Consider the following 19,437-nt stretch of genomic DNA (forward strand, 5'->3'; position numbering starts at 1 on the left):
CGGGCCCTTGGGAACCCATGAATTGATCGGAAGGCGGGAGAGGGGCCCGGAGCGCGCGGATGGCCAGCGCGACCGCGGTGCCCCTCTCCCGCCTTCCGACAAAACCTCGCGGTCCAGGGTCCCGTTGGACCCTGGCGGGGTGAGGTGCGGAGAGGGGCAGCACCCCTCTCTGCGGCCACCCGCGCCGTCCTTCGAATGCCTTACGCCGCCCAGCGCTCATCCGCGCTCCCGCGATTTGAGGTGGGCCATGACGTACAGCGTCACGGTGGTGAAGCCGCAGATGACGATGGCGACGTCGTAGGCGTTCAGGGCGACGGCCACGCCGATGGCGCCGGTGGCCCAGAGTGAGGCGGCGGTGGCGGTGCCGTGGACTTCGCCGCCCTGCTTGAGGATGGCGCCGCCGCCGATGAAGCCCATGCCGGTAATGATGCCTTCGACGATTCGCGCCGCCGCTTCGGGTTCGCCGGCGGTGATGCTTTCAGTAGCCTGCAGGAATCCGCAGGAGGCGACGGCGACGAGGGGGAAGGTGCGCAGCCCCGCGCTGCGGTCCTCCCTTTCCCGGTTCCAGCCGATGATGAAGGCGAGCGCGTAGGCGATGCCGAGGTCGCGGAGGTGCGGCAGGAAGTTCAGGCCGGATAGGCTGGGCATCAGGTCGCTGGCGTTCATGGCCGCGCCAACGCCGCAGCGCGGGCGTCGTTTCGCCGTGGTGACGGTGGATGCGGGCGCATTGCGTTCCCCCGGCCGCTTCGGCAAAGGGGCGCCCCTTTCTGTCGGAGAATTGATCAGTGGCCGGCCATCATCATGGCGATCATGGGGGTGACAAGCGCATCGCCCTGCTGATCGCGATCCTCGCGCTGTTCCTTGCCATCGCGGAGACGGGCGCGAAGAGCGCGCAGACCGAGGCGATCAGCCGCAATGTGGAGGCGGCGAACCTCTGGGCCTTCTTCCAGGCCCGCACCATCCGCCAGACCGTGGTGCGCACGGCGGCGGAGGAGGCGGAACTGGAGAAGGTGCTGCGCGCCGATGCCGCGGCGGTGGCGGCGATCGAGCGCCAGCAGCAGGCCTGGCGCGGCGCGGCCGATCGGTGGGAGAGCGAGCCTTCATCCGGCGAGGGGCGGCGCGAACTGGCGGCGCGGGCGCGGGCGGCGGAGGCGAAGCGGGATCGCAACATGGCTGCCTACCACAATTACGAATTCGCCTCGGCCGCGTTCCAGGTGGCGATCGTGCTGGCCTCGGCTTCCATCATCACCGCGGTGCCGCTGCTGGCGCTGGGTTCGGTCGGGCTGGGCGTGGTGGGCGCGGTGCTGGCGGGGCTCGGTTTCTTCGCGCCGGAGCTGGTGCATTTCTGACGGGCTGGCGGCAGAGTGGCGCGACCGTTGAGGAAGAACGCCATGTCCGCCGAAGCCCGCCTGGCCGAACTGGGCCTTGAACTGCCGAACCCGCCGGTGCCGCTGGCGAACTACGTGCCGTGGCGGATCGGCGGCGGGCTGCTGTTCCTGTCGGGCGTCGGGCCGCGCCGGGCGGATGGGTCCTCCATCACCGGCGTGCTCGGCGCGGGGATGAGCGTGGAGGAAGGCTATGCCGCGGCCAGGCTCTGCGGGCTGAACCTGCTGACCAACATGCGCGCGGCGCTGGGCAGCCTGGACCGGGTGGACACCATCCTGAAGGTGCTCGGCATGGTGCGCGGCACGCTGGAATTCGGCGGGCATCCGGAGGTCATCAACGGCTGCACCGACCTGTTCGTGGAGGTGTTCGGCGACAATGGCCGCCCGGCGCGCAGCGCGGTCGGCATGGGCAGCCTGCCGCGCGGCATCGCGGTGGAGATCGAGGCCGTTATCCTCATCAAGGGCTGAGGGCCGTGATCCCGTCCTGGCGCCTGAATGCCGCGAAGCAGGTGGAGATCCGGGAGGATTGGCTGGCGCTGGGGGAGCGGGAGGACATCCTCGACCCCGCGCGGCCCATCGTCGATCCGCACCACCATTTGTGGGACCGGGACGGGGAGACGTATCTGCTGCCGGATCTGCTGCGGGATACCGGCAGCGGCCACGACATCCGCGCCACCGTCTTCATCCAATGCGCGTCGATGTACCGCCCCGACGGGCCGGCGGCGCTGAAGCCGCTGGGGGAGACCGAGTTCGTCAACGGCGCGGCCGCCGCGGCGGCAAGCGGCGCTTATGGGAAAACGCTTGCCTGCGCCGGCATCGTGGGCTTCGCCGATCTGCTGCTGGGCGATGCCGTGGCGCCGGTGCTGGAGGCGCATGTGGCCATCGCCGGCGCGCGGTTCCGCGGCGTGCGCAACCGCACGGCCTGGCATCCCGACCCCGCGGTGCGGTCCAACCTTATCACGCCCCCGCCGGGGCCGCTGGCGGAGCCCGCCTTCGCGGTGGGCGCCAGGCGCCTGGCGGCGTTGGGCCTCACGCTTGATGTCTGGGCCTATCACACACAATTGCGTGATGTGCTGGCCCTGGCGCGGGCGGTGCCGGAGGCGACGGTCATCGTCAACCACATCGGCGGCGCGCTCGGCGTCGGGCCCTTCGCGGGCAGGCGGGCGGAGGTCTTCGACCCCTGGCGGGCGGATATGCGCGCCCTGGCCGAGTTGCCGAATGTGCTCGTGAAGATCGGCGGCCTGGCGATGGAGGTCACGGGCCATGACTTCCACCACCATGCGCTGCCGCCGACTTCCCTGGCGCTGGCAGCGGCCTGGAAGCCCTGGGTGGAGACGGTGATCGAGCTGTTCGGCGCCAGGCGCTGCATGTTCGAGAGCAACTTCCCCGTGGACAAGGGCATGGCCAGCTACGCCGCCATCTGGAACGCCTTCAAGCGACTGGCGGCGGAGGCGGGGGAGGGCGAGCGCGCGGCGCTGTTTGCCGGCACGGCGATCCGCGCCTATCGGCTCGACAAGGTCCCGGGGGGCGGGGCGCTTGCGGGGCTCTTGGAATAGAATATTGCGCTGCGAAATCACGCGTGGCGTGAAGTCTCGGCTTCCGCCACACTGCGCCCGTGCCCAATGTTGCGCCGCCCCCTAACACGATCCCATGGCCGCCGGTGATCTTCATCGCCGCGGCCCTGGCGGCGTTCGGACTGCATCGTGTGGCCCCCGCGCCGGACTGGCTCGATGGCAACATCGCCGAGGGCATCGGCTGGGCGATGATGGCGCTGGGGCTCGGCCTCGATGTGGCGGCGGTGCTGACGCTGCGGATGCATGAGGCGAATATCCTGCCGAACCGCCCGGCCTCCCGCCTTGTCACCACCGGCATCTATGCCTGGTCGCGCAACCCGATCTACCTCGGCAATGGCATCATGCTGGCGGGCGCGGCGCTGGCCTTCTGCAATCTCTGGTTCCTGCTGGCCTCCGCCATCGCGTCCTTCGCCGTGCTGCGCCTGGCGGTGCTGCGGGAGGAACGGCATCTGGCCGCCCGCTTCGGCGCGGCGTGGGAGGATTACCGGAGCCGCACCGGCCGCTGGTTCGGGCAGCGGAGCGACGACTGACGGTTCATCCGGCCATGGCCGCGCCGGCGCGGCGCAGCGTCGGGTCGAAGGGGTTGATCTGGCGGCCGATGGCCGCGGCCTCCCGCTTCAGCATCTCCGCGATCACCTCCTTCCGCTCCGGCGTCAGGCGGTCCGTCGTGGTGCCGATGCTGATGGCGGCGACGGCGCGCTGGTCGCGGTCCAGGATCGGCGCGCCGAGGCCGGCCATGCCGGGGATGAGGCCGGCCGCGCCGCCGCAGAACCCCTCCCGCCGCACGCGGGCGATCTCGGCGCGTAGCGATGCCTCATCCGGCCCGCCGAAATCGCGCATGCGGGGCAGGTTGTGGCGCACGATCTCGTCCTGCTCGGCCGCGGGCAGGAAGGCGAGGATGGCGGTGGCGCCCTGTCCGATGCCGAGCGGCACCCGCCCGCCGATATCGCCGGTGAAGGACCGGATGGGCAGCGGCCCCGCGCTGCGTTCGATGCAGACGGCGTCGTAGCCATTGTGGACCAGTAGGAACAGCGTCTCCCCCAGCGAGGCCGTGAGGCGCAGCAGGGTCGGCCGCGCCAGGTCGCGCAGCCCCGTGGCATCGCCCGCGCGGGCCGCCATCAGGAACAGGTCGAGGCCGAGGGTGTAGCGCTTGCCGCGCGGCTCGAACGCCACGGCGCCTTCCGCCGCCAGGGCGCGCAGCAGGCGGTGTACGGTCGGGCGGGGCAGGTTGGCGCGGGCAGCGATGTCGGTCAGGCGCAGGCCACCGGCCGGTGCTTCCGCCACCAGGCGCAGCAGGGTGAAGACGCGGCCGACGCCGGAGACGGTGCTGTCGGGGCCAATTTCGCTCATGGGTCGGGAATGCTCCGATACCGCGCCGGTATTTCCACTCAATGAGAATATGCGGCGAATACTGTCATTCCGGTGAATAGGTGCTTGCCGGGCCCGAGAATGCAACGGGATAGTTGCGCCGAGGCGGCAGTCAGGCCGCTTGTTGAGGATGGCGAAGCATGGCGCGTTGGCGGGTCGGCGTTGATTCCGGCGGCACCTTCACGGATGTCTGCCTGTTCGACGAGGATGACGGCCGGGTCGAGGTGTGGAAGGTGTCCTCCACCCCCGACGATCCCTCCCGCGGCATCGCGCAGGGCGTCGAGGAAGGCATGCGGATGGTGGCGCCGGAGGCTGCGCAGCCCGGCGCGCCCATCACCTATTTTGGCCATGGCACCACGGTCGCGACCAATGCGCTGATCCAGCATCGCGGCGTGAAGACGGGCCTGGTGACGACGGATGGCTTCCGGGACCTGCTGGAGATCGGGCGGCAGAAGCGCCCCGACCTCTATGACATGCAGGCGGACAAGCCGCCGACGCTGGTGCCGCGCGATTTGCGCTTCCAGGTGGCGGAGCGTGTGCGCCATGACGGCCGCATCGACCTGGCGCTGGATGAGGATGCGGTGCGCGCCGCCGCCCGCGCGCTGAAGGCGGCGGAGGTGAAGGCGATCGCGGTGTCCTTCCTCTACGGCTTCATCCGGCCGGAACATGAGGCCCGCGCGGTGGAAATCCTGCGGGAGGAGATGCCGGAGGTCTTCATCAGTGCCGGGCATGAGATCGCGCCCGAGTTCCGGGAGTTCGAGCGGCTTTCGACGGTGGTGCTGAACGCCTATCTCGGCCCGGTCATGCGCCGGTATATCGAGCGCCTGACGCCAAGGCTGCGCGACCTCGGCATGACGGCGACGCCGCATCTCACGCAATCCAATGGCGGCGTCATCGGCTTCGGCACGGCGGCGGCGATGCCGGTGCGGGCGGTGCTGTCGGGGCCGTCCACGGGCGTGGTCGGCGCGCAGGCGATCGGGGCGCTGGCGGGATTCCCGGACCTCATCACCTTCGACATGGGTGGCACCTCCACCGATGTGGCGCTGCTGAATGGCGGGCAGTGCAAGCTGGCGTCAGAAGCGACCGTGCATGGCTACCCCATCAAGGCGCCGATGCTGGACATCCACACGGTCGGGGCGGGTGGCGGCTCCATCGCGCATATCGATGGCGGCGGGCTGCTGAAGGTGGGGCCGCGGAGCTGCGGGGCGGACCCGGGGCCGGTCTGCTACGGGCGCGGGAACAGCGAACCGGCGACGACCGACGCCAATGTTGTGCTGCAGACGCTGAACCCGGAATACCTGTTGGCCGGGCGGATGAAGATCGATCAGTCGCTGGCCAAGGCGTCCATCGCCGGGATGGCTGCGACGCTCGGCCTTGGCGTGATGGAGACGGCGCAGGGGATCATCAGCGTCGTCACGGCCAACATGGCGCGCGCGATCCGCGTGATCTCCATCCAGCGGGGCTATGACCCCCGCGACTACACGCTGATGGCCTTCGGCGGCGCGGGGCCGCTGCATGCGGCCAGGCTGGCGATCGAGCTCGACATGAAGCGCGTGCTGGTGCCGCGCAACCCGGGCATTCTCTGCGCCATGGGGCTGCTGTTGACGGACCTTCGTGCCGATTTCGCCGCGACCAGGCTGATGCCGGCGACCGAGGCCTCGGTCGCCGATGTGGCGCAGGCCTTCGATGGGCTGGTGGCGCGGGCGGAAGACTGGTTCGCGCATGAGGAGATCGCGGAGGGCGACCGCGCGCTGACCCGCACGGCGGATATCCGCTACGCCGGCCAGAACTACGAACTGCCCATCGCCCTGCCGCCGGGGCCGGTGACGGTGGAGACCATCGCTGCCCTCGCCGCCGGCTTCACCGAAAGCCACCGCCAGCGCTACGGCTTCGTGGCGGAGGAGGAGCCGATCCAGCTCGTGACGCTGCGCCTGGAAGCCACGGGCCGCGTCGCCAAGGCGAAGCTGGCATCGCACCCCGATCGCGGGCCGGATGCATCGGGCGCCATCATCGGCAAGCGCGAGGTCTGGTTCCCGGAGGCCGGCGGCTTCGTGGAAACCCCGATCTACAGCCGCGATGCGCTGCACCCCGGCAACGCCTTCACCGGCCCCGCCATCGTCGAGCAGATGGACACCACCACCGTGGTGCTGCCTGGCATGACGGCGCGCGTCGATGCCTATCTCAACCTCATCCTGGAGGTCGCGGGCTGATGGATATCGCCGTGAGCACCCTCGATCCCATCACCGTGGAGGTGATCGGCGCGGCGCTGTCCTCCATCGTCGAGGAGACGGGGGAGGCGCTGATCCGCGCCTCCTACTCCACCAACATCAAGGAAAGGCGGGACTGTTCCACCGCGCTCTTCGACATAGCGGGGAACACGCTGTGCCAGGCGGAACACATCCCCATCCACCTCGGCAGCTTCATCGGCATCGTGCCGCATATCCTGAAGCTGCATGACGTGGCGGCGATGCAGCCGGGCGATGTCTTCGTGGGCAATGACGCCTATGCCGGCGGTGGCACGCATCTGCCGGACATCGTGCTGGCGGAGCCGATCTTCGTAGAGGGCCGGATCGTCGCCTGGACGGTCAACCTGGCGCACCATTCGGACTTCGCGGATCGCGGCCACCAGCACATCTACCAGGAAGGGCTTCGCATCCCGCCGGTGCGGCTGTATCGCGCCGGGGAAATCCAGAAGGATGTGCTGGACCTGATCCTGCTGAACTGCCAGGTGCCGCGCGAACGCCTGTCCGACCTGCGCGCCCAGATGGCGGCCAACCGCGTCGGCGTGCAGCGTTTCCAGGCGCTGTGCCGGAAATACGGCACGGGGGTCGTGCTTGGCGCCGGCGCGGCGTTGCTGGACTATGCCGAGCGCAAGATGCGCGCCGGCATCGCCGCCATCCCCGACGGGACCTGGGTGTTCGAGGATGTCTTCGAGAGCACGGAGGTCACGACCCACCTGCCGCTGAAGGTGACGGTGACGGTGGCGGGCGATGCCATGTCGCTGCATTTCGACAGCCCGAGGCAGCTCCGCGCCGGCCTCAACATGACCTACACGGCGCTGCTGGCCACGGCCTATTATGTGGTCAAGTCCGTGGTCGATCCCACCATCCTGCCGAATGCCGGGCTGGCGCGCCCGCTGACCATCACGGCGCCTTCGGGCACGGTGTTGAACTGCACGCATCCCGCCGCGGTGAATGGCCGGGTGCAGACCTGCCAGCGCGTTTCCGACCTGATTCTCGGCGCGCTGGCTCAGGCGGTGCCGGAACGGGTCACGGCCTGTTCCAATTCCGTCTGCACCGTCGCCACCTTCATCGGTCAGCGGAAGGGCGACGGGCCGATCTGGGTGTACCTGGAGACGATGGGCGGCGGCGGCGGCGCGCGGGCGACGAAGGACGGGCTGGATGGCGTGCATGTGCATGTCACCAACACCTCCAATTTGCCGGTGGAGGCGCTGGAGACCGAGTATCCGCTGACCCTGCTGCGCTACGAGCTGGTGGAGGGTTCCGGCGGCGCCGGCACCTTCCGCGGTGGCATGGGCCTCAGGCGCGTGTATCGCGCGGATGAGGATTGCCGCGTGCGCGTCGATGTCTCCCGCCTCACCTCGCAATCCTGGGGCCTGCTGGGCGGCGGCCCGGGCGGGCATGGGGCGGTGGAATGCGGGCCTGGCGTCGTGTTCGAGCGTGACAATGCGGAGTTGAAGGCGGGACAGTGGTTCGCCATCGTGAGCCCGGGCGCTGGCGGCTACGGCCCGCCGGCAGCACGCTCACCCGCAGCCCTGGCCCGCGACCTGGCCGAGGGCACCATCAGCGCCGCCACCGCGCGCGAGGTCTATCGCCACACTGCGTAAGTCGTTGTCCGGAAACAGGGAAGGGAAAGAACCAATGAGCATGTCAGCATCGCGTCGTGCCGTCCTGGCGGGGTCCGCCGCCGCGGGCATGTTGCCCTTTCTCCGCATGCCGGGGGCCAGGGCTCAGACGGGGGGCGTGCTGCGCTTCGCCCTCTCCTCCTTCCCGCCGTCGATCCAGCCCTGGCAGAACACCGGCACGGCGGCGGCGACGATCAAGCTGATGATCTATCGCGGCCTCACCTCCTACGGCCCGGATGGCGCGCTGCGGGGCGAACTCGCGGAAAGCTGGTCGCCCATCGGCACGCAGGGCTGGGAGTTCAAGCTGCGCGACGCCCGCTTCCAGAACGGGGAGAAGGTGACCTCGGCGGACGTGAAATGGACCATCGAGCAGATCGCGGCCGAACGCTCCACCGCCTATTTCCGGGCGGAGATGCAGGGGGTGGAGCGGGTGGAGACGCCCGACGATTTGACGGTGCGCATCTTCCTGAAGGAACCGGTGGCGACGCTGCCGATCTGGATGGCGTCCTACCATTTGCCGATCATCTCCCGGAACTCGCCGCGCGGCACCTTCGTGGGCGCCGGGCCCTTCATGATCCGCGCGCAGGAACGCGGCACCTCGATCGACCTCGAGCCCTTCCGCGGCTATTTCCGGCCCGGCCTGCCGAAGCTGCGCGGCATCCGCGCCGTGGCCTATGCGGATGAGAACCTTCGCGTCGCCGCGCTGCGGTCGGGCGATGTGGACCTCATCGAATATGTGCCCTGGCAGTCCTTCGATGCCATCGCCGCGGACCAGCGCCTGAGCCTGGATGCGGTGGACGGCGCCTTCATGTTCCTGGTCTTCAACGGGAGCCGGGCTCCCTTCAACGATCATCGGGTACGCCGCGCGGTGGCGCACGCCATCCGGCGCGACGAGCTGGTGCGGGCCGCCTTCTTCGGGCGCGGATCGCCACTGATGCAGCTGCCGGTGCCGGAATCCAGCCCCTTCTACAATGCGGAGTTCAAGGAAGGCTGGAAGTACGACCCCGCTTTGTCCCGCCGCCTGCTGGCGGAAGCCGGGCACCCCAACGGCATCAGCTGCAACCTGCTCTCCACCGCGCAATACGGCATGCACAAGGACACGGCGGAGGTGGTGCAACAGCATCTGGCCGCCGTCGGCATCCGGGCGGAGCTGAACATGCCGGATTGGGCGACGCGGGTGTCCATCGGCAATCGCGGCCAGTTCGACATGGCGGTGATGGGCACGGCCGCCGATAGCAACGACCCCGATGGCATCGCCAACTTCGTCGATGGCTCGCTATCGCCGTCCTACGTCCGCAGCTTCGGCCTGAAGATCGACCGCATCACGCAATTGCTGAACCAGGGCCGCGCGGAGTTCGACACGGCCAAGCGCCGCGACATCTACCGGGAGATGGAGCGCATCGCGATCGACCAGGCGCCGATCGTGGGCCTGACCTGGCGCAGCCAGGGCTACGCGATGCGCCGCCAGGTGACGGGCTTCAAGAACATGCCGGGCGCGCTGACCTTCTATTCCGGCCTGACCTTCGAGACCGCCGAAGTCGCCTGAACCAGTAGGGGCCGCCCCATGAAGATCACCCGCGCGCAGATCTACCTGACGGAGATCGACGGGCGGCGGCCCCTGATCCTTCGCCTCTGGACCGATGACGGCATCCAGGGGCTGGGGGAGGCCGCGCTGGCCTATGGCATCGGCGTCACCGGCGCCGCCGCCATCATCGAGGAGATGCTGCGGAAGATCGTGCTGGGGCGCGACCCGCATGATGTGGAGCCGATCTGGTCGGACCTCTATGACCACACCTTCTGGGCGAAGGGCGGCGGGCCGATCATCTACGCCGCGATCAGCGCGATCGAGACGGCGCTGTGGGACATCAAGGGCCGGGCGCTCGGCGTGCCGGTCTACCAGTTGATGGGCGGGTCCTACCGGAAGGATGTCCGCTGCTACGCCAATGGCTGGTCCTTCCGCGCCGTGACGGCGGATGAGACGGCGAAGGCGGCGGAGATCCCGCTGAAGGCGGGATACGACGCGATCAAGTTCTATCCGCTGGCGACGCCGATCCGGAACCACCCCAACGGCATCTTCGCCCATGTCTCCCGCCGCGAATTCGACCGGGATTTCGAGGATCTGGCCGTGGCCCGCGTGAAGGCGGTGCGGGATGCGGTCGGGCCCAAGGTCGACATCATGGTGGATATGAGCGCGGAACTCGCCACCGCCGACATCCTGCGCCTCGGCCGGCGGCTGGAGGAGTTCGACCTTATGTTCCTGGAGGAGCCGGTCGATCCCTTCGATCCCGAGGGGATGAAGATGGTCGCCGACGGGCTGCGCTGCCCGGTGGCGGCCGGCGAACGCCTCTACACCCGCTACGGCTTCAAGCGGTTGTTCGAATTGCGGGCGGTGGCGGTGGTGCAGCCGGATATCGGCACGGTCGGCGGCATGATGGAGACGAAGAAGATCGCCGCCATCGCGGAGATGTACAACATGCGGGTGCAGCCGCATCTCTGCGCTGGGCCCGTCGCGACCGCGGCGGCGTTGCAGGTGGATGCGTGCATCCCGAATTTTCTCATACAGGAACTCTACCCCTTCCGGGTGCCCGCGCATTTCGACCTCGTGGACCAGCCGCTGGAGCCGCAGGTCAGGAACGGGCGCGTGGCGATCCCGGATCGGCCTGGGCTGGGCGTGGACCTCGTGGAGAGAAACGTCGCGCCCTTCCTGCGGGCGGAGATCGCGCTGGACGACTAGGCAGGCGCGCGGGCCTGCGGCATTGCGGTGGCACGAGACAGGAAAGCCCCGCCCATGCCGCTGCCCGGAACCGTGATCTTCTACGATGTCCTTCCCGGCGCGCGCATGCCGAAGCTGGTGGAAGCCGGGCGGCTGCGCCCCGTCACCGGGCCGGCCGCCGTGGCGGCGCTGAGCGAGGCGGAGCGCGCGGAGGTCGCGGTGCTCATCACCATGGCGAATACGGGCTGCGACGCGGCGATGCTGGCACAGCTGCCGAACCTCCGGCAGGTGATCTCGCTCGGCGCGGGGACGGACAGGCTGGATTTCACGGGAATGGCGGCGCGCGGCATCGCGGTAAGGCCGGTGGGGGAGGCGCTGACGGATGACGTGGCCGACCTCGCCATGGGCCTCGCCATCGCGGCTGGGCGGGATCTGGTGCAGGCGGATGCCTTCGCCCGAAGCGGCACCTGGGTGGCGAAGGGGCGCTTCCGGCCGGGGAAGACGCTGTCCGGCTCCACGATGGGCATCGCGGGGCTGGGGCGCATCGGCCAGGCCATCGCGGCGCGGGCGCAGGCGGCGCGCATGACGGTGGTGGGCCTGGACCGCCCCTCGGCGCGCGGGCTCGGCTTCACGCTGTTGCCTGACATGCTCGCGCTGGCGGCGGCCTCCGACTTCCTCGTCATCGTGCTGCCGGGCGGCGCGGAGACGCGGGGCGTGGTGGGCGCGGCGGAACTCGCCGCCCTCGGCAAGGACGGCATCCTCGTGAATGTCGGGCGCGGGCCGCAGGTGGACACCAATGCGCTGATCGAGGCGCTCGAGAACGGCACCATCGCTGCCGCGGCGCTGGATGTGCTGGATACGGAACCGGTGGTGCCGGAACGCCTGGCCAAGCTGCCGAATGTGATCCTGACGCCGCATATCGGCGGCGCCACCTGGGGCGCGCGTAGTCGTGCCGCGGCGATCGCGGAGGCGGAAGCCATGAAGACCCTCGGCCTGGGTCAGTAGCGCAGCAGCAGCCGCAGATAGACGGCATCCGCTTCCAGCACGCGCACGCCGGCACCTTCCGGCGTGCGGGTTAGGCGGCGGACGGCCTCCACATCGATCTGCGCGCGCTCATCGAATTGCAGGCGGATGCCGCCGCCCCAGGACGCCAAATGCCGCGCGGCGATGTCGCTGCCATTGTCGGCGGCGCGGGCCTCGTCCCGGAACAGGTAGAATTGCGTGCCAAGGCGCGTCCCGCCATTCGGCCAGCGCAGGTCGAATTCGGTGGCCAGTTGCAGCTCCGCCGTGCCGGCGATGGCGCGGTCGCCCGATAGCTGCCCGGCGTGGAAGCCGCGGCCGAGGCGGTTGCCGCCGAGGTAGAATTTCTCCGCCGGCGGCAGCCAATCGTCGCTCCATTGCGCGGCGGCGATCCCGTAGGCCGAGAGCAGCCAGCCCTCGGCAGGGACCAGCAGCGGTTGCAGGCGCGATGCTTCCGCGACCATGCGCGTGAAGCTGAAATCGCTGCCGGCGCGGGCGGTGCCGCCGCCGCTGCCATCGCTGGCGCCCAGGGCTTCCAGGCCGCGATGCGCGCGGAGCGTCAGCGTGCTGGTGGCGGCGGCGGGCAGGAAGGACAGGAAGGCGTCCTGCGCCTGGCCCTCGATGCCGAACCGCAGCGCGCGCACGGAATCACGGCTGGCGGTCTGGCGGGCAGCGTCGGGGAAGGGGCGGGTCTGCACCTCGCTGTCGAAGGCATCGAATTGCGCGGTCAGCACCAGGTTGCGGGGGCGGGACCGGATCAACGGATGGCTGAGGCCGATGCCGGCCACCCGCGTCTCGCCGAGGTAGCCCAGCGCCGCCAGCGCCGATCCCGGTGCCGCGCGGCCCGCACCCGCGAAGGCGCGGAGCCGGAGGCCCGAGCCGCCGAGGAACCATTCCTGCGAGAGCTGCGCAAAGCCCTGGCCATTCGCATCCGTCCGCAGCAAAGCGAGTTCGGTGCGTTCGCCGAAGCGGGTCAGGCTGTTCACCTGGCCGACCAGCAGCCCCTGCCAGGCGCCGGTCAGGCTGTAGCCGCGGTTGTCCAGGCTGGCGAAGCCGGAAAGCGGGCGGCGCGTCAGGCGGACAAGCAATTGCAGCGCGCCGGGATCGCCCTCCATCGGGCGCAGCAGGCCGCGGGCTTCCATCCCAGGGATGTCGCCGGCCAGCAGCAGCGCGCGTTCCAGCGCGGCATGGGGCAAGGGGCGCTGGCCGAGCAGGGGCGCCAGGAGACGGCGGACCTGGGCTTCGGCAGGGCCAATACCCGCACCCTCCAGCGCGATGTCGGCGATGAAGCCCTCCGTCACCGTGAAGCGGAGGTCGATGCGACCTTCCGTGCCGCTGCTGGCCGTGCCGCTGCTGGCCGTGGCGGCGACGGCGACATAGGCGAAGCCGGCGGCGCGATAGGCGCCGAGGATGGCCAGGCGCGCGGCCTCGACCTCCGCTAGCGTCGCCTCCTGCCCCTCCAGGAGGGGGCGCAGCAGGGAGGCGGGCAGGGCGGTGTTGCCGGTGATGGCGATGCGCCCGATGGGAAGGCGGCGGGCGGCGCCGGGGCCGGTGGCGGCGGTGGGTTCGGGCGGCAGCAAGGCGGGGCCGAGGGCCGGGGCCTCGGCGGGTGCAACGCGTTCGATGATGCCGGGCAGGGGGGGCGGCACCTGGCCATGCGCCGGCGCGCCCAGCAGCAGCACCGTGCCGAAGCCGATCGGGAGCAGGGCGTTGCGGGGGCGTCTCACGCCGGGCGACATCCTTTCGGGTGGCGTGGGGTGCCACAACCTGGGCGCGATCACCACTCCCGTCTATCGATCGGAAGGTCAAGCTCGCGCCGCAGCAATTGCTTGACCGGGTGCCCGTGTGGGCTAGCGTTCGGTTGCTAGAAGGATTCAGCGCGATGAAGTTCGGCAAGCGTCAACTCGCCTCCCTGCTCGGTCTGGCCGCCCTGCCGAAAGGAGCGGCCGCGCAATCGGCGGCGGCGCGGAACCGCATCCTCGTGGTGGGGGTGAATGCCGATCCCGCGGGGCTGGAGCCCGGCGCGAACCGCGCGGAGCCGATCGGCAGCGAGATCATCCTGAACGTCTTCGACACGTTGGTGGCCTGGACGCCGCCGGCCTTCGCGCAGCTGGAAGGGCGGCTGGCGCGGTCCTGGACGGTGTCGGGCGACGGGAAGCTGTTCACCTTCGCGCTGCGCCCCGGCGTGAAGTTCCATGACGACACTTCCTGCGATGCGGCGGCGGTGAAGTTCAGCCTGGAACGCACGCGCGACACCAACCCCTTCATGCGCGCGACCTTCGGCCTGATCGAGTCGATCGAGGTGACGGGGCCGCTGGAACTGCGCATCGCGTTGAAGGAGCCGATGCCGGTCTTCCTGTCGCTGCTGGCGCAGCCGCAGGCGGCGATCGTCAGCCCGGCGGCGGTGGCGCGGCATGGGGCGGCGTTCAACGTGAACCCCGTCGGCACCGGGCCCTTCAAGTTCCGCAGCTACCGGCCGGACACCGATGTGGTGCTGGATGCGAACCCCGACCATTTCCGCGGCGCGCCCCGCCTTCAGCGCATCATCTACCGCGTCATCCCCGATGCCTCCACGCGCCGGCTGGAGCTGGAGAATGGCGGAATCGACCTGGTGCAGCAGAACGCCCAGCTGGCCGCGCTGCCGACGCAGGATGTGCGGGCGCTGCGGGCGCGGCCGGGGATCGAGGTGATCGAGGTGCCGAGCCAGATCATCCGGCAGCTGGAGTTCAACAATTCCGGCCTGCAGGGGCCGCTGCGGGATGTGCGCGTCCGCCGCGCCATCACCCACGCCATCGACTATGACGGGCTGCTGGATGGCGTGCTGGGCGGCACGGCGGACCGGGTCTATGGGCCGCTGCCGACCAATTCCTGGGCCTTCGACCCCGCCATCCGCGATATGGCGCCGAAATACGACGTGGCGCGCGCCCGGGCGCTGCTGGCGGAAGCGGGCGTGCAGCCGGGGCAGTTGAAGCTCACGCTCTACAGCTTCCAGGGCAGCCTCTGGGGTGCCGTCGCCACCTTCATCCAGGCCAACCTGGCGGCTGTCGGGATCGAGGCGACGGTGGCGCAGACGGAATTCCCGGCGCTGCGCGCGTTGCATGTGGCCGGGCGGTTCGAGGTGGCGCTGGATGGCCGCCAGCCCTGGTACAACGACCCCGATGCGCACATCACCATCGGCTACCTGTCGTCACTCGCCGACAGCGCCATGACCTTCCGCATGCCGGCCGATGCGGCACTGGACGCGCTGATCCTGCGCGCCCAGACGACGGTGGATTTCGAGGCGCGGAAGCAGCTGTATTTCCAGGTGCAGCGGCAGATCATGGATCGCGTGCCCGCGGCCTGGCTGTTCAGCAACAAGCTGATCGTCTTCAAGCGGGCCAATGTGAAGGGCCTGGTGGTGAACAGCGCGCCGCCCCTGAACGAGTATTTCGGCGTGTTCAAGGAATAGCTGATGGGGGGCTACGCGCTGCGGCGCCTGGGGGCGCTGCTGCCGGTGCTCTTCCTCGTGCTGGTCATCATCTTCCACCTGACGCGCTTCATCCCGGGCGATCCGGCGGTGACGCTGCTCGGCCCCGGCGCCACCGATGTGCAGATCGCGGCGCTGCGGGCGCAGCTTCGGCTGGATGAGCCGATGGGGATGCAGTTTCTCTCGTATCTCGGGGGCCTTTTGCAGGGCGATCTCGGGCGGTCGCTGAAGACGGGGGCACCCGTGGCGCAGGAGATCCTGCTGCGGCTGCCCGCCACCATCGAATTGTCGGTGCTGGCGCTGCTGGTGGCGATCGTCGTCGGGATTCCGTTGGGCGTGGTTTCCGCCATTCGGGCCAATACGGGCTTCGACCATGCGGTGCGGCTGGTCTCGCTGCTCGGCGTTTCCATGCCGGCCTTCCTGCTGGCGCTGGTGCTGCAACTGGTGTTCGGCATCGCGCTGGGCTGGCTGCCGATCTCCGGCCGGACCAGCCCTTTCTTCCTCGATGATCCGGTGACGGGCTTCGCGGTGCTGGACGGGTTGCTCAACGGGGATGGGGAGGCCGCCTGGGATGCCTTCCGGCACCTGCTGTTGCCGACGACAGTGCTCGCGGCCTTCCTGGCGGCCACCCTCGGCCGCTTCGTGCGCAACACGATGCTGGAGACGATGGGCGAGGACTACATCCGCACCGCCCGCGCCAAGGGCCTGCCGGATCGCGCGGTCTTCTTCGTCCATGCGCTGCGCAATTCGCTGCTGCCCGCGGTGACGGTGGTCGGGCTGAAATTCGCGGAGATGCTGGGCGGCGCCATCCTGACGGAGACGGTCTTCGCCTGGCCAGGCATCGGCCGCTTCATGTTCGATGCCATCCGCAACCGGGACTATCCCGTGATCCAGGGCGCCACGCTGGTCTTCGCGCTGATGTTCATGCTGGTGTCGCTGGCGGTGGACCTGATCCAGGCGATGCTGGACCCGCGCATCCGGAAGCGGATGGGGGCATGAGCGCGTTCTGGGCGCGGAACCGCCTGGCGCTGATGGGGGCGGGGCTGCTGGCGGCGATCCTGCTGGCGGTGCTCGTCGGGCCCTTCTTCACGGCATCGCCCATCGCCATCGACATCACGAACAAGCTGGTGCCGCCTTCCACCGCGCATTGGCTGGGCACGGATTTCTTCGGACGCGACGTGCTGGCGCGGGTGCTGCATGGCGGGCGGGCGACACTCGCCATCGGGATCGGTGTGGTGGCGCTGGCCTTCGTCATCGGCGTCAGCTTTGGCACCGTCGCGGGTTTCGCGGGCGGCGCGGCCGATATGGTGATGATGCGGCTGGTGGATGCCATGCTGGCCTTCCCCGGCCTGGTGCTGGCCATCGCTCTGGCGGCCGCCTTCGGGCCGAGCCTGGAGAATGCGATGCTGGCGGTGGCCATCACGCTCGCGCCTCAGTTCGCCCGGGTGGCGCGCAGCCAGGCACTGGCGATCTCGGTGAAGCCCTACATGGAAGCGGCGATGGCGATCGGCGTCGGCACGCCGCGGCTGCTGCTGCGCTATGTGCTGCGGAACGGGATCGGGCCGCTGCTGGTGCAGGCGTCGCTGGCGCTGGGCGGCGCGATCCTACAGACGGCGAGCCTGGGATTCCTGGGATTGGGTGCGCAGCCACCGGCGGCGGAATGGGGCGCGGATGTCGCGGGCAACCTGGCCTATCTGCGGGACGCGCCCTGGGTTGCGCTTGCGCCGGGGATCGCCATCCTGCTCGCCGTCCTGTCCTTCAACCTGATCGGCGACGCGCTGGCGGATTGGTTCAACCCCCGCCGGAGAGCGGCATGAACCTACCGCCGGCGCGCTGCATAACGGAGCACCCCGATGTCCAAGCCCGACTACGCCATCACCTTTTTCTACTACGAGGACATGATGTCGGTCGTGCCCTTCTATGAAGGGGTGATGGGCTTCGAACTGGTGCTGGACCAGGGCATGGCCCGCATCTACCGCATCGCGCCCGGCAGCTATTTCGGCATCGTCGATGGCGTGAAGGGCCATCTGAAGCACCAGCCGACCAGCGCCGTGCTGCTGACCATCGTGGCCGAGGATGTGCCGGGCTGGCATGCGCGGATGGAGAAGGCGGGCGTGAAGAACCTGACCGGCCTGCAGCGCGGCACCTATTGCGAGCATTTCTTCTTCGAGGACCCCGCGGGCTACGCGATCGAAATCCAGCGCTTCCACAATCCGGAGGTCGCGAAGCTCTTCACGTGATCCCGCTGCTGACGGATTGGACGGAGGAGGATCGCGCCGCCAAGGGCCTGCGGCGCGGCCCCGCTTCCCTGACCGCGCCGGTGCATCGCACCGCGCTGGAACTGGCGGCGGAGGCGCCGAAGCTGCTGCTGCTGGCGCCACCGGGCGCGGGACGGACGACGATGCTGCGCCATGTCGCGCGCTTCGCTGGCGGCGCGCCGCCGGACCCGATGCCGGTGGTGCGGAACGAGGAAGGGCTGGCGAAGGCCGAGGCCTGGGACGCGCCGCGCGCGACTCCGGTGTTCTGGGAACCGGCCCTCGCGCTCGATTCGCTGCCGCCGGATGCGCTGCTGCTGGTGGATGATGCCAGTGACCCGGCGCCGCTGGCTGCCATCGCCGCACGGCCCGGCCTGCGCGCGCTGGTTGTCGGTGATCCGGCCGTCGCGGGCGGCTGGGTACTGCCGCAGGGCTTCCGCCGCCATCGCCTGCTGCCGCTGCTGGCGGCGCAGCGGGCACATCTGACGGAAGCGCTGCGCGCGCCGCTCTTCGGCCTGCCGGGCTACCTGGCCGTCGCGCAGCGCCTCGGCGTCGCGCCCGCGACCGCGCCGATCCTGCGCGACACGCTGCTGGTGCGCGCCACGCCGGCGGAGGCCGACCTGCTGGATGCCGGCTTCATGCGGCCGCTGCTGGCAGCCCGGATGCTGGAGAATGCGGGCCCCGCCATGCTCGCGCTGCGCTTCCTGGAGGATGAGGCCGGGATGCCCGCCGTGCTGCGCCATGTCGTCGCGGCAGACCCCGATATCGCCGCGCCGCTGGCTGCCTGCCTGGTCCGCACGGGCGATGCCGGCGCGCTGCTGGCGGCGGAGATCGAGCGGGGGCCGGTGCCCGGCCTGGTGGCGGCGCTGGTCGCCATTGTGGAAGGCGGGCGGCTCGGCGTGCCGCAGCGCGCGCAGGCGGGGCGGGAATTGGCGCGGCGGGGCGATCCGCGCGACCTGTCCGCGCTGGTCGAGGTGCCGGGCGGGGAGGTGGCGATGGGATCGCCGCTGGCAGTGCCGTCGGCGCCCATGCACCGCGTGGCGGTCGGGGGCCTCCGCATGGGCCGCTACCCCGTGGTCAACGCGGTCTATGCGCGCTTCGTCGCGGCCATGGGCCGGGCCTGGGTGTCACCGGCGCGGGACGACCCCGCGCTGGCCAATGCGCCGGCGACCGACCTGACCTGGCGCGATGCCGTCGCCTGCTGCGCCTGGTTGACGGAGACGTGGCGGGCGGAGGGCCGGATCGGCCCGACCGAGATCGTGCGCCTGCCCAGCGAGCCCGAATGGGAATGGGCCGCGCGCGGCCGCCAGCCCGAAAGCGAGGCCCCGGTGCATCCCTGGGCCACGCCCTGGGATGGCGATCGCTGCAATGGCGACAGCGCCGGGCTCAACGCGCCCTGCGCCGTCGGCATGTTCCCGCGCGGCAAGTCCCCCTGGGGCGTGGAGGACATGGCAGGCCAGGTCTGGGAATGGTGCCACACGCTCTGGGGACCGGAGATGGCGCTGCCATCCTTCGCCTACCCCTGGACCGGCGGTGATGGGCGGGAGGCCGCGGAGGCGCCGCCGGATTGGCGGCGCGTGCTGCGCGGCGGGTGCTTCTCCTCACCGGCGGAGAAGGCGAATGCGCATTACCGCGGCAGCCTGGAGCCGGACGGGTTCTGGCGGGGGAACGGGTTCAGGGTGGTGGTGGGATAGTTGCCCCTGGGCCACACAGTGGCCCCGCGCGCCGGGCACGCTCCTGGCCCGATGCGCCAGCGCGTAGGCGCGAAGCCAAGCCCGCTTAGCGGGCGCC

General features: G+C 70.1%; 17 protein-coding genes. 14 read left to right on the plus strand and 3 right to left on the minus strand.

The features are described from left to right. Positions 1-216: 216 nt before the first annotated feature. Positions 217-666: an MgtC/SapB family protein gene (locus ACTIE5_RS02115; RefSeq protein WP_439548040.1), complete on the minus strand. Its 450-nt coding sequence runs from the start codon at positions 664-666 to the stop codon at positions 217-219. A 119-nt stretch (positions 667-785) separates the two neighbouring features. Between ACTIE5_RS02115 and ACTIE5_RS02120 the strand changes: the two genes are divergently transcribed. The 4 genes from ACTIE5_RS02120 (at position 786) to ACTIE5_RS02135 (ending at position 3,489) form a co-directional block, all read left to right on the plus strand. Next, positions 786-1,349 carry a DUF4337 family protein gene (locus tag ACTIE5_RS02120; RefSeq protein WP_439548041.1) on the plus strand — a complete coding sequence of 188 codons (564 nt, stop codon included), beginning with the start codon at positions 786-788 and terminating at the stop codon, positions 1,347-1,349. Between the two features lie 42 nt (positions 1,350-1,391). Continuing rightward, complete coding sequence (locus tag ACTIE5_RS02125; protein WP_439548042.1) at positions 1,392-1,853, plus strand: RidA family protein; 462 nt, start codon at positions 1,392-1,394, stop codon at positions 1,851-1,853. Positions 1,854-1,858: 5 nt separating this feature from the next. Further along, positions 1,859-2,941 (plus strand): amidohydrolase family protein, encoded by a 1,083-nt coding sequence (locus ACTIE5_RS02130; protein WP_439548043.1) that lies wholly within the window; start codon positions 1,859-1,861, stop codon positions 2,939-2,941. A 104-nt stretch (positions 2,942-3,045) separates the two neighbouring features. Further along, positions 3,046-3,489, plus strand: coding sequence for a methyltransferase family protein (locus ACTIE5_RS02135; protein WP_439548044.1), 444 nt, complete (start codon positions 3,046-3,048; stop codon positions 3,487-3,489). A gap of 4 nt (positions 3,490-3,493) precedes the next feature. On the opposite strand, the gene ACTIE5_RS02140 is transcribed toward ACTIE5_RS02135, so the two are convergent. Then, the gene (locus ACTIE5_RS02140) at positions 3,494-4,309 is read right to left on the minus strand and encodes an IclR family transcriptional regulator (RefSeq protein WP_439548045.1); all 816 of its coding nucleotides are present in this window, start codon (positions 4,307-4,309) and stop codon (positions 3,494-3,496) included. Between the two features lie 158 nt (positions 4,310-4,467). Between ACTIE5_RS02140 and ACTIE5_RS02145 the strand changes: the two genes are divergently transcribed. The 5 genes from ACTIE5_RS02145 to ACTIE5_RS02165 are packed head-to-tail and all read left to right on the plus strand — an operon-like array spanning position 4,468 to position 11,910. Next, on the plus strand, positions 4,468-6,537 hold the full coding sequence (locus ACTIE5_RS02145) for a hydantoinase/oxoprolinase family protein (protein ID WP_439548046.1): 2,070 nt from the start codon (positions 4,468-4,470) through the stop codon (positions 6,535-6,537). A gap of 11 nt (positions 6,538-6,548) precedes the next feature. After that, on the plus strand, positions 6,549-8,174 hold the full coding sequence (locus ACTIE5_RS02150) for a hydantoinase B/oxoprolinase family protein (protein ID WP_439548047.1): 1,626 nt from the start codon (positions 6,549-6,551) through the stop codon (positions 8,172-8,174). A gap of 34 nt (positions 8,175-8,208) precedes the next feature. Then, the gene (locus ACTIE5_RS02155) at positions 8,209-9,738 is read left to right on the plus strand and encodes an ABC transporter substrate-binding protein (RefSeq protein WP_439548048.1); all 1,530 of its coding nucleotides are present in this window, start codon (positions 8,209-8,211) and stop codon (positions 9,736-9,738) included. A gap of 18 nt (positions 9,739-9,756) precedes the next feature. Further along, a complete protein-coding gene (locus ACTIE5_RS02160; RefSeq protein WP_439548049.1) occupies positions 9,757-10,926 on the plus strand; it encodes a mandelate racemase/muconate lactonizing enzyme family protein in 1,170 nt (389 codons plus the stop codon). 54 nt (positions 10,927-10,980) lie between these two features. After that, the gene (locus ACTIE5_RS02165) at positions 10,981-11,910 is read left to right on the plus strand and encodes an NAD(P)-dependent oxidoreductase (RefSeq protein WP_439548050.1); all 930 of its coding nucleotides are present in this window, start codon (positions 10,981-10,983) and stop codon (positions 11,908-11,910) included. Here ACTIE5_RS02165 and ACTIE5_RS02170 read toward each other — a convergent pair. Then, positions 11,904-13,652: a ShlB/FhaC/HecB family hemolysin secretion/activation protein gene (locus tag ACTIE5_RS02170; protein ID WP_439548051.1), complete on the minus strand. Its 1,749-nt coding sequence runs from the start codon at positions 13,650-13,652 to the stop codon at positions 11,904-11,906. The genes ACTIE5_RS02165 and ACTIE5_RS02170 overlap by 7 nt on opposite strands. Positions 13,653-13,807: 155 nt before the next feature. Between ACTIE5_RS02170 and ACTIE5_RS02175 the strand changes: the two genes are divergently transcribed. Genes ACTIE5_RS02175 through ACTIE5_RS02195 form a run of 5 tightly spaced genes read left to right on the plus strand, consistent with a single transcriptional unit; the run spans position 13,808 to position 19,340 of the window. Then, positions 13,808-15,373, plus strand: coding sequence for an ABC transporter substrate-binding protein (locus tag ACTIE5_RS02175; RefSeq protein ID WP_439548052.1), 1,566 nt, complete (start codon positions 13,808-13,810; stop codon positions 15,371-15,373). 3 nt (positions 15,374-15,376) lie between these two features. After that, complete coding sequence (locus tag ACTIE5_RS02180; RefSeq protein WP_439548053.1) at positions 15,377-16,390, plus strand: ABC transporter permease; 1,014 nt, start codon at positions 15,377-15,379, stop codon at positions 16,388-16,390. Continuing rightward, positions 16,387-17,208 carry an ABC transporter permease gene (locus ACTIE5_RS02185; RefSeq protein ID WP_439548054.1) on the plus strand — a complete coding sequence of 274 codons (822 nt, stop codon included), beginning with the start codon at positions 16,387-16,389 and terminating at the stop codon, positions 17,206-17,208. Before ACTIE5_RS02180 ends, ACTIE5_RS02185 begins: the two co-directional genes overlap by 4 nt. A 36-nt stretch (positions 17,209-17,244) precedes the next feature. Further along, positions 17,245-17,631: a VOC family protein gene (locus ACTIE5_RS02190; RefSeq protein WP_439548055.1), complete on the plus strand. Its 387-nt coding sequence runs from the start codon at positions 17,245-17,247 to the stop codon at positions 17,629-17,631. After that, positions 17,628-19,340: a formylglycine-generating enzyme family protein gene (locus ACTIE5_RS02195; protein ID WP_439548056.1), complete on the plus strand. Its 1,713-nt coding sequence runs from the start codon at positions 17,628-17,630 to the stop codon at positions 19,338-19,340. Before ACTIE5_RS02190 ends, ACTIE5_RS02195 begins: the two co-directional genes overlap by 4 nt. The last annotated feature ends 97 nt before the right edge of the window (positions 19,341-19,437 follow it).

It is taken from the genome of Falsiroseomonas sp., from assembly GCF_051859025.1.
Taxonomy (GTDB): Bacteria; Pseudomonadota; Alphaproteobacteria; order Acetobacterales; family Acetobacteraceae; genus Falsiroseomonas.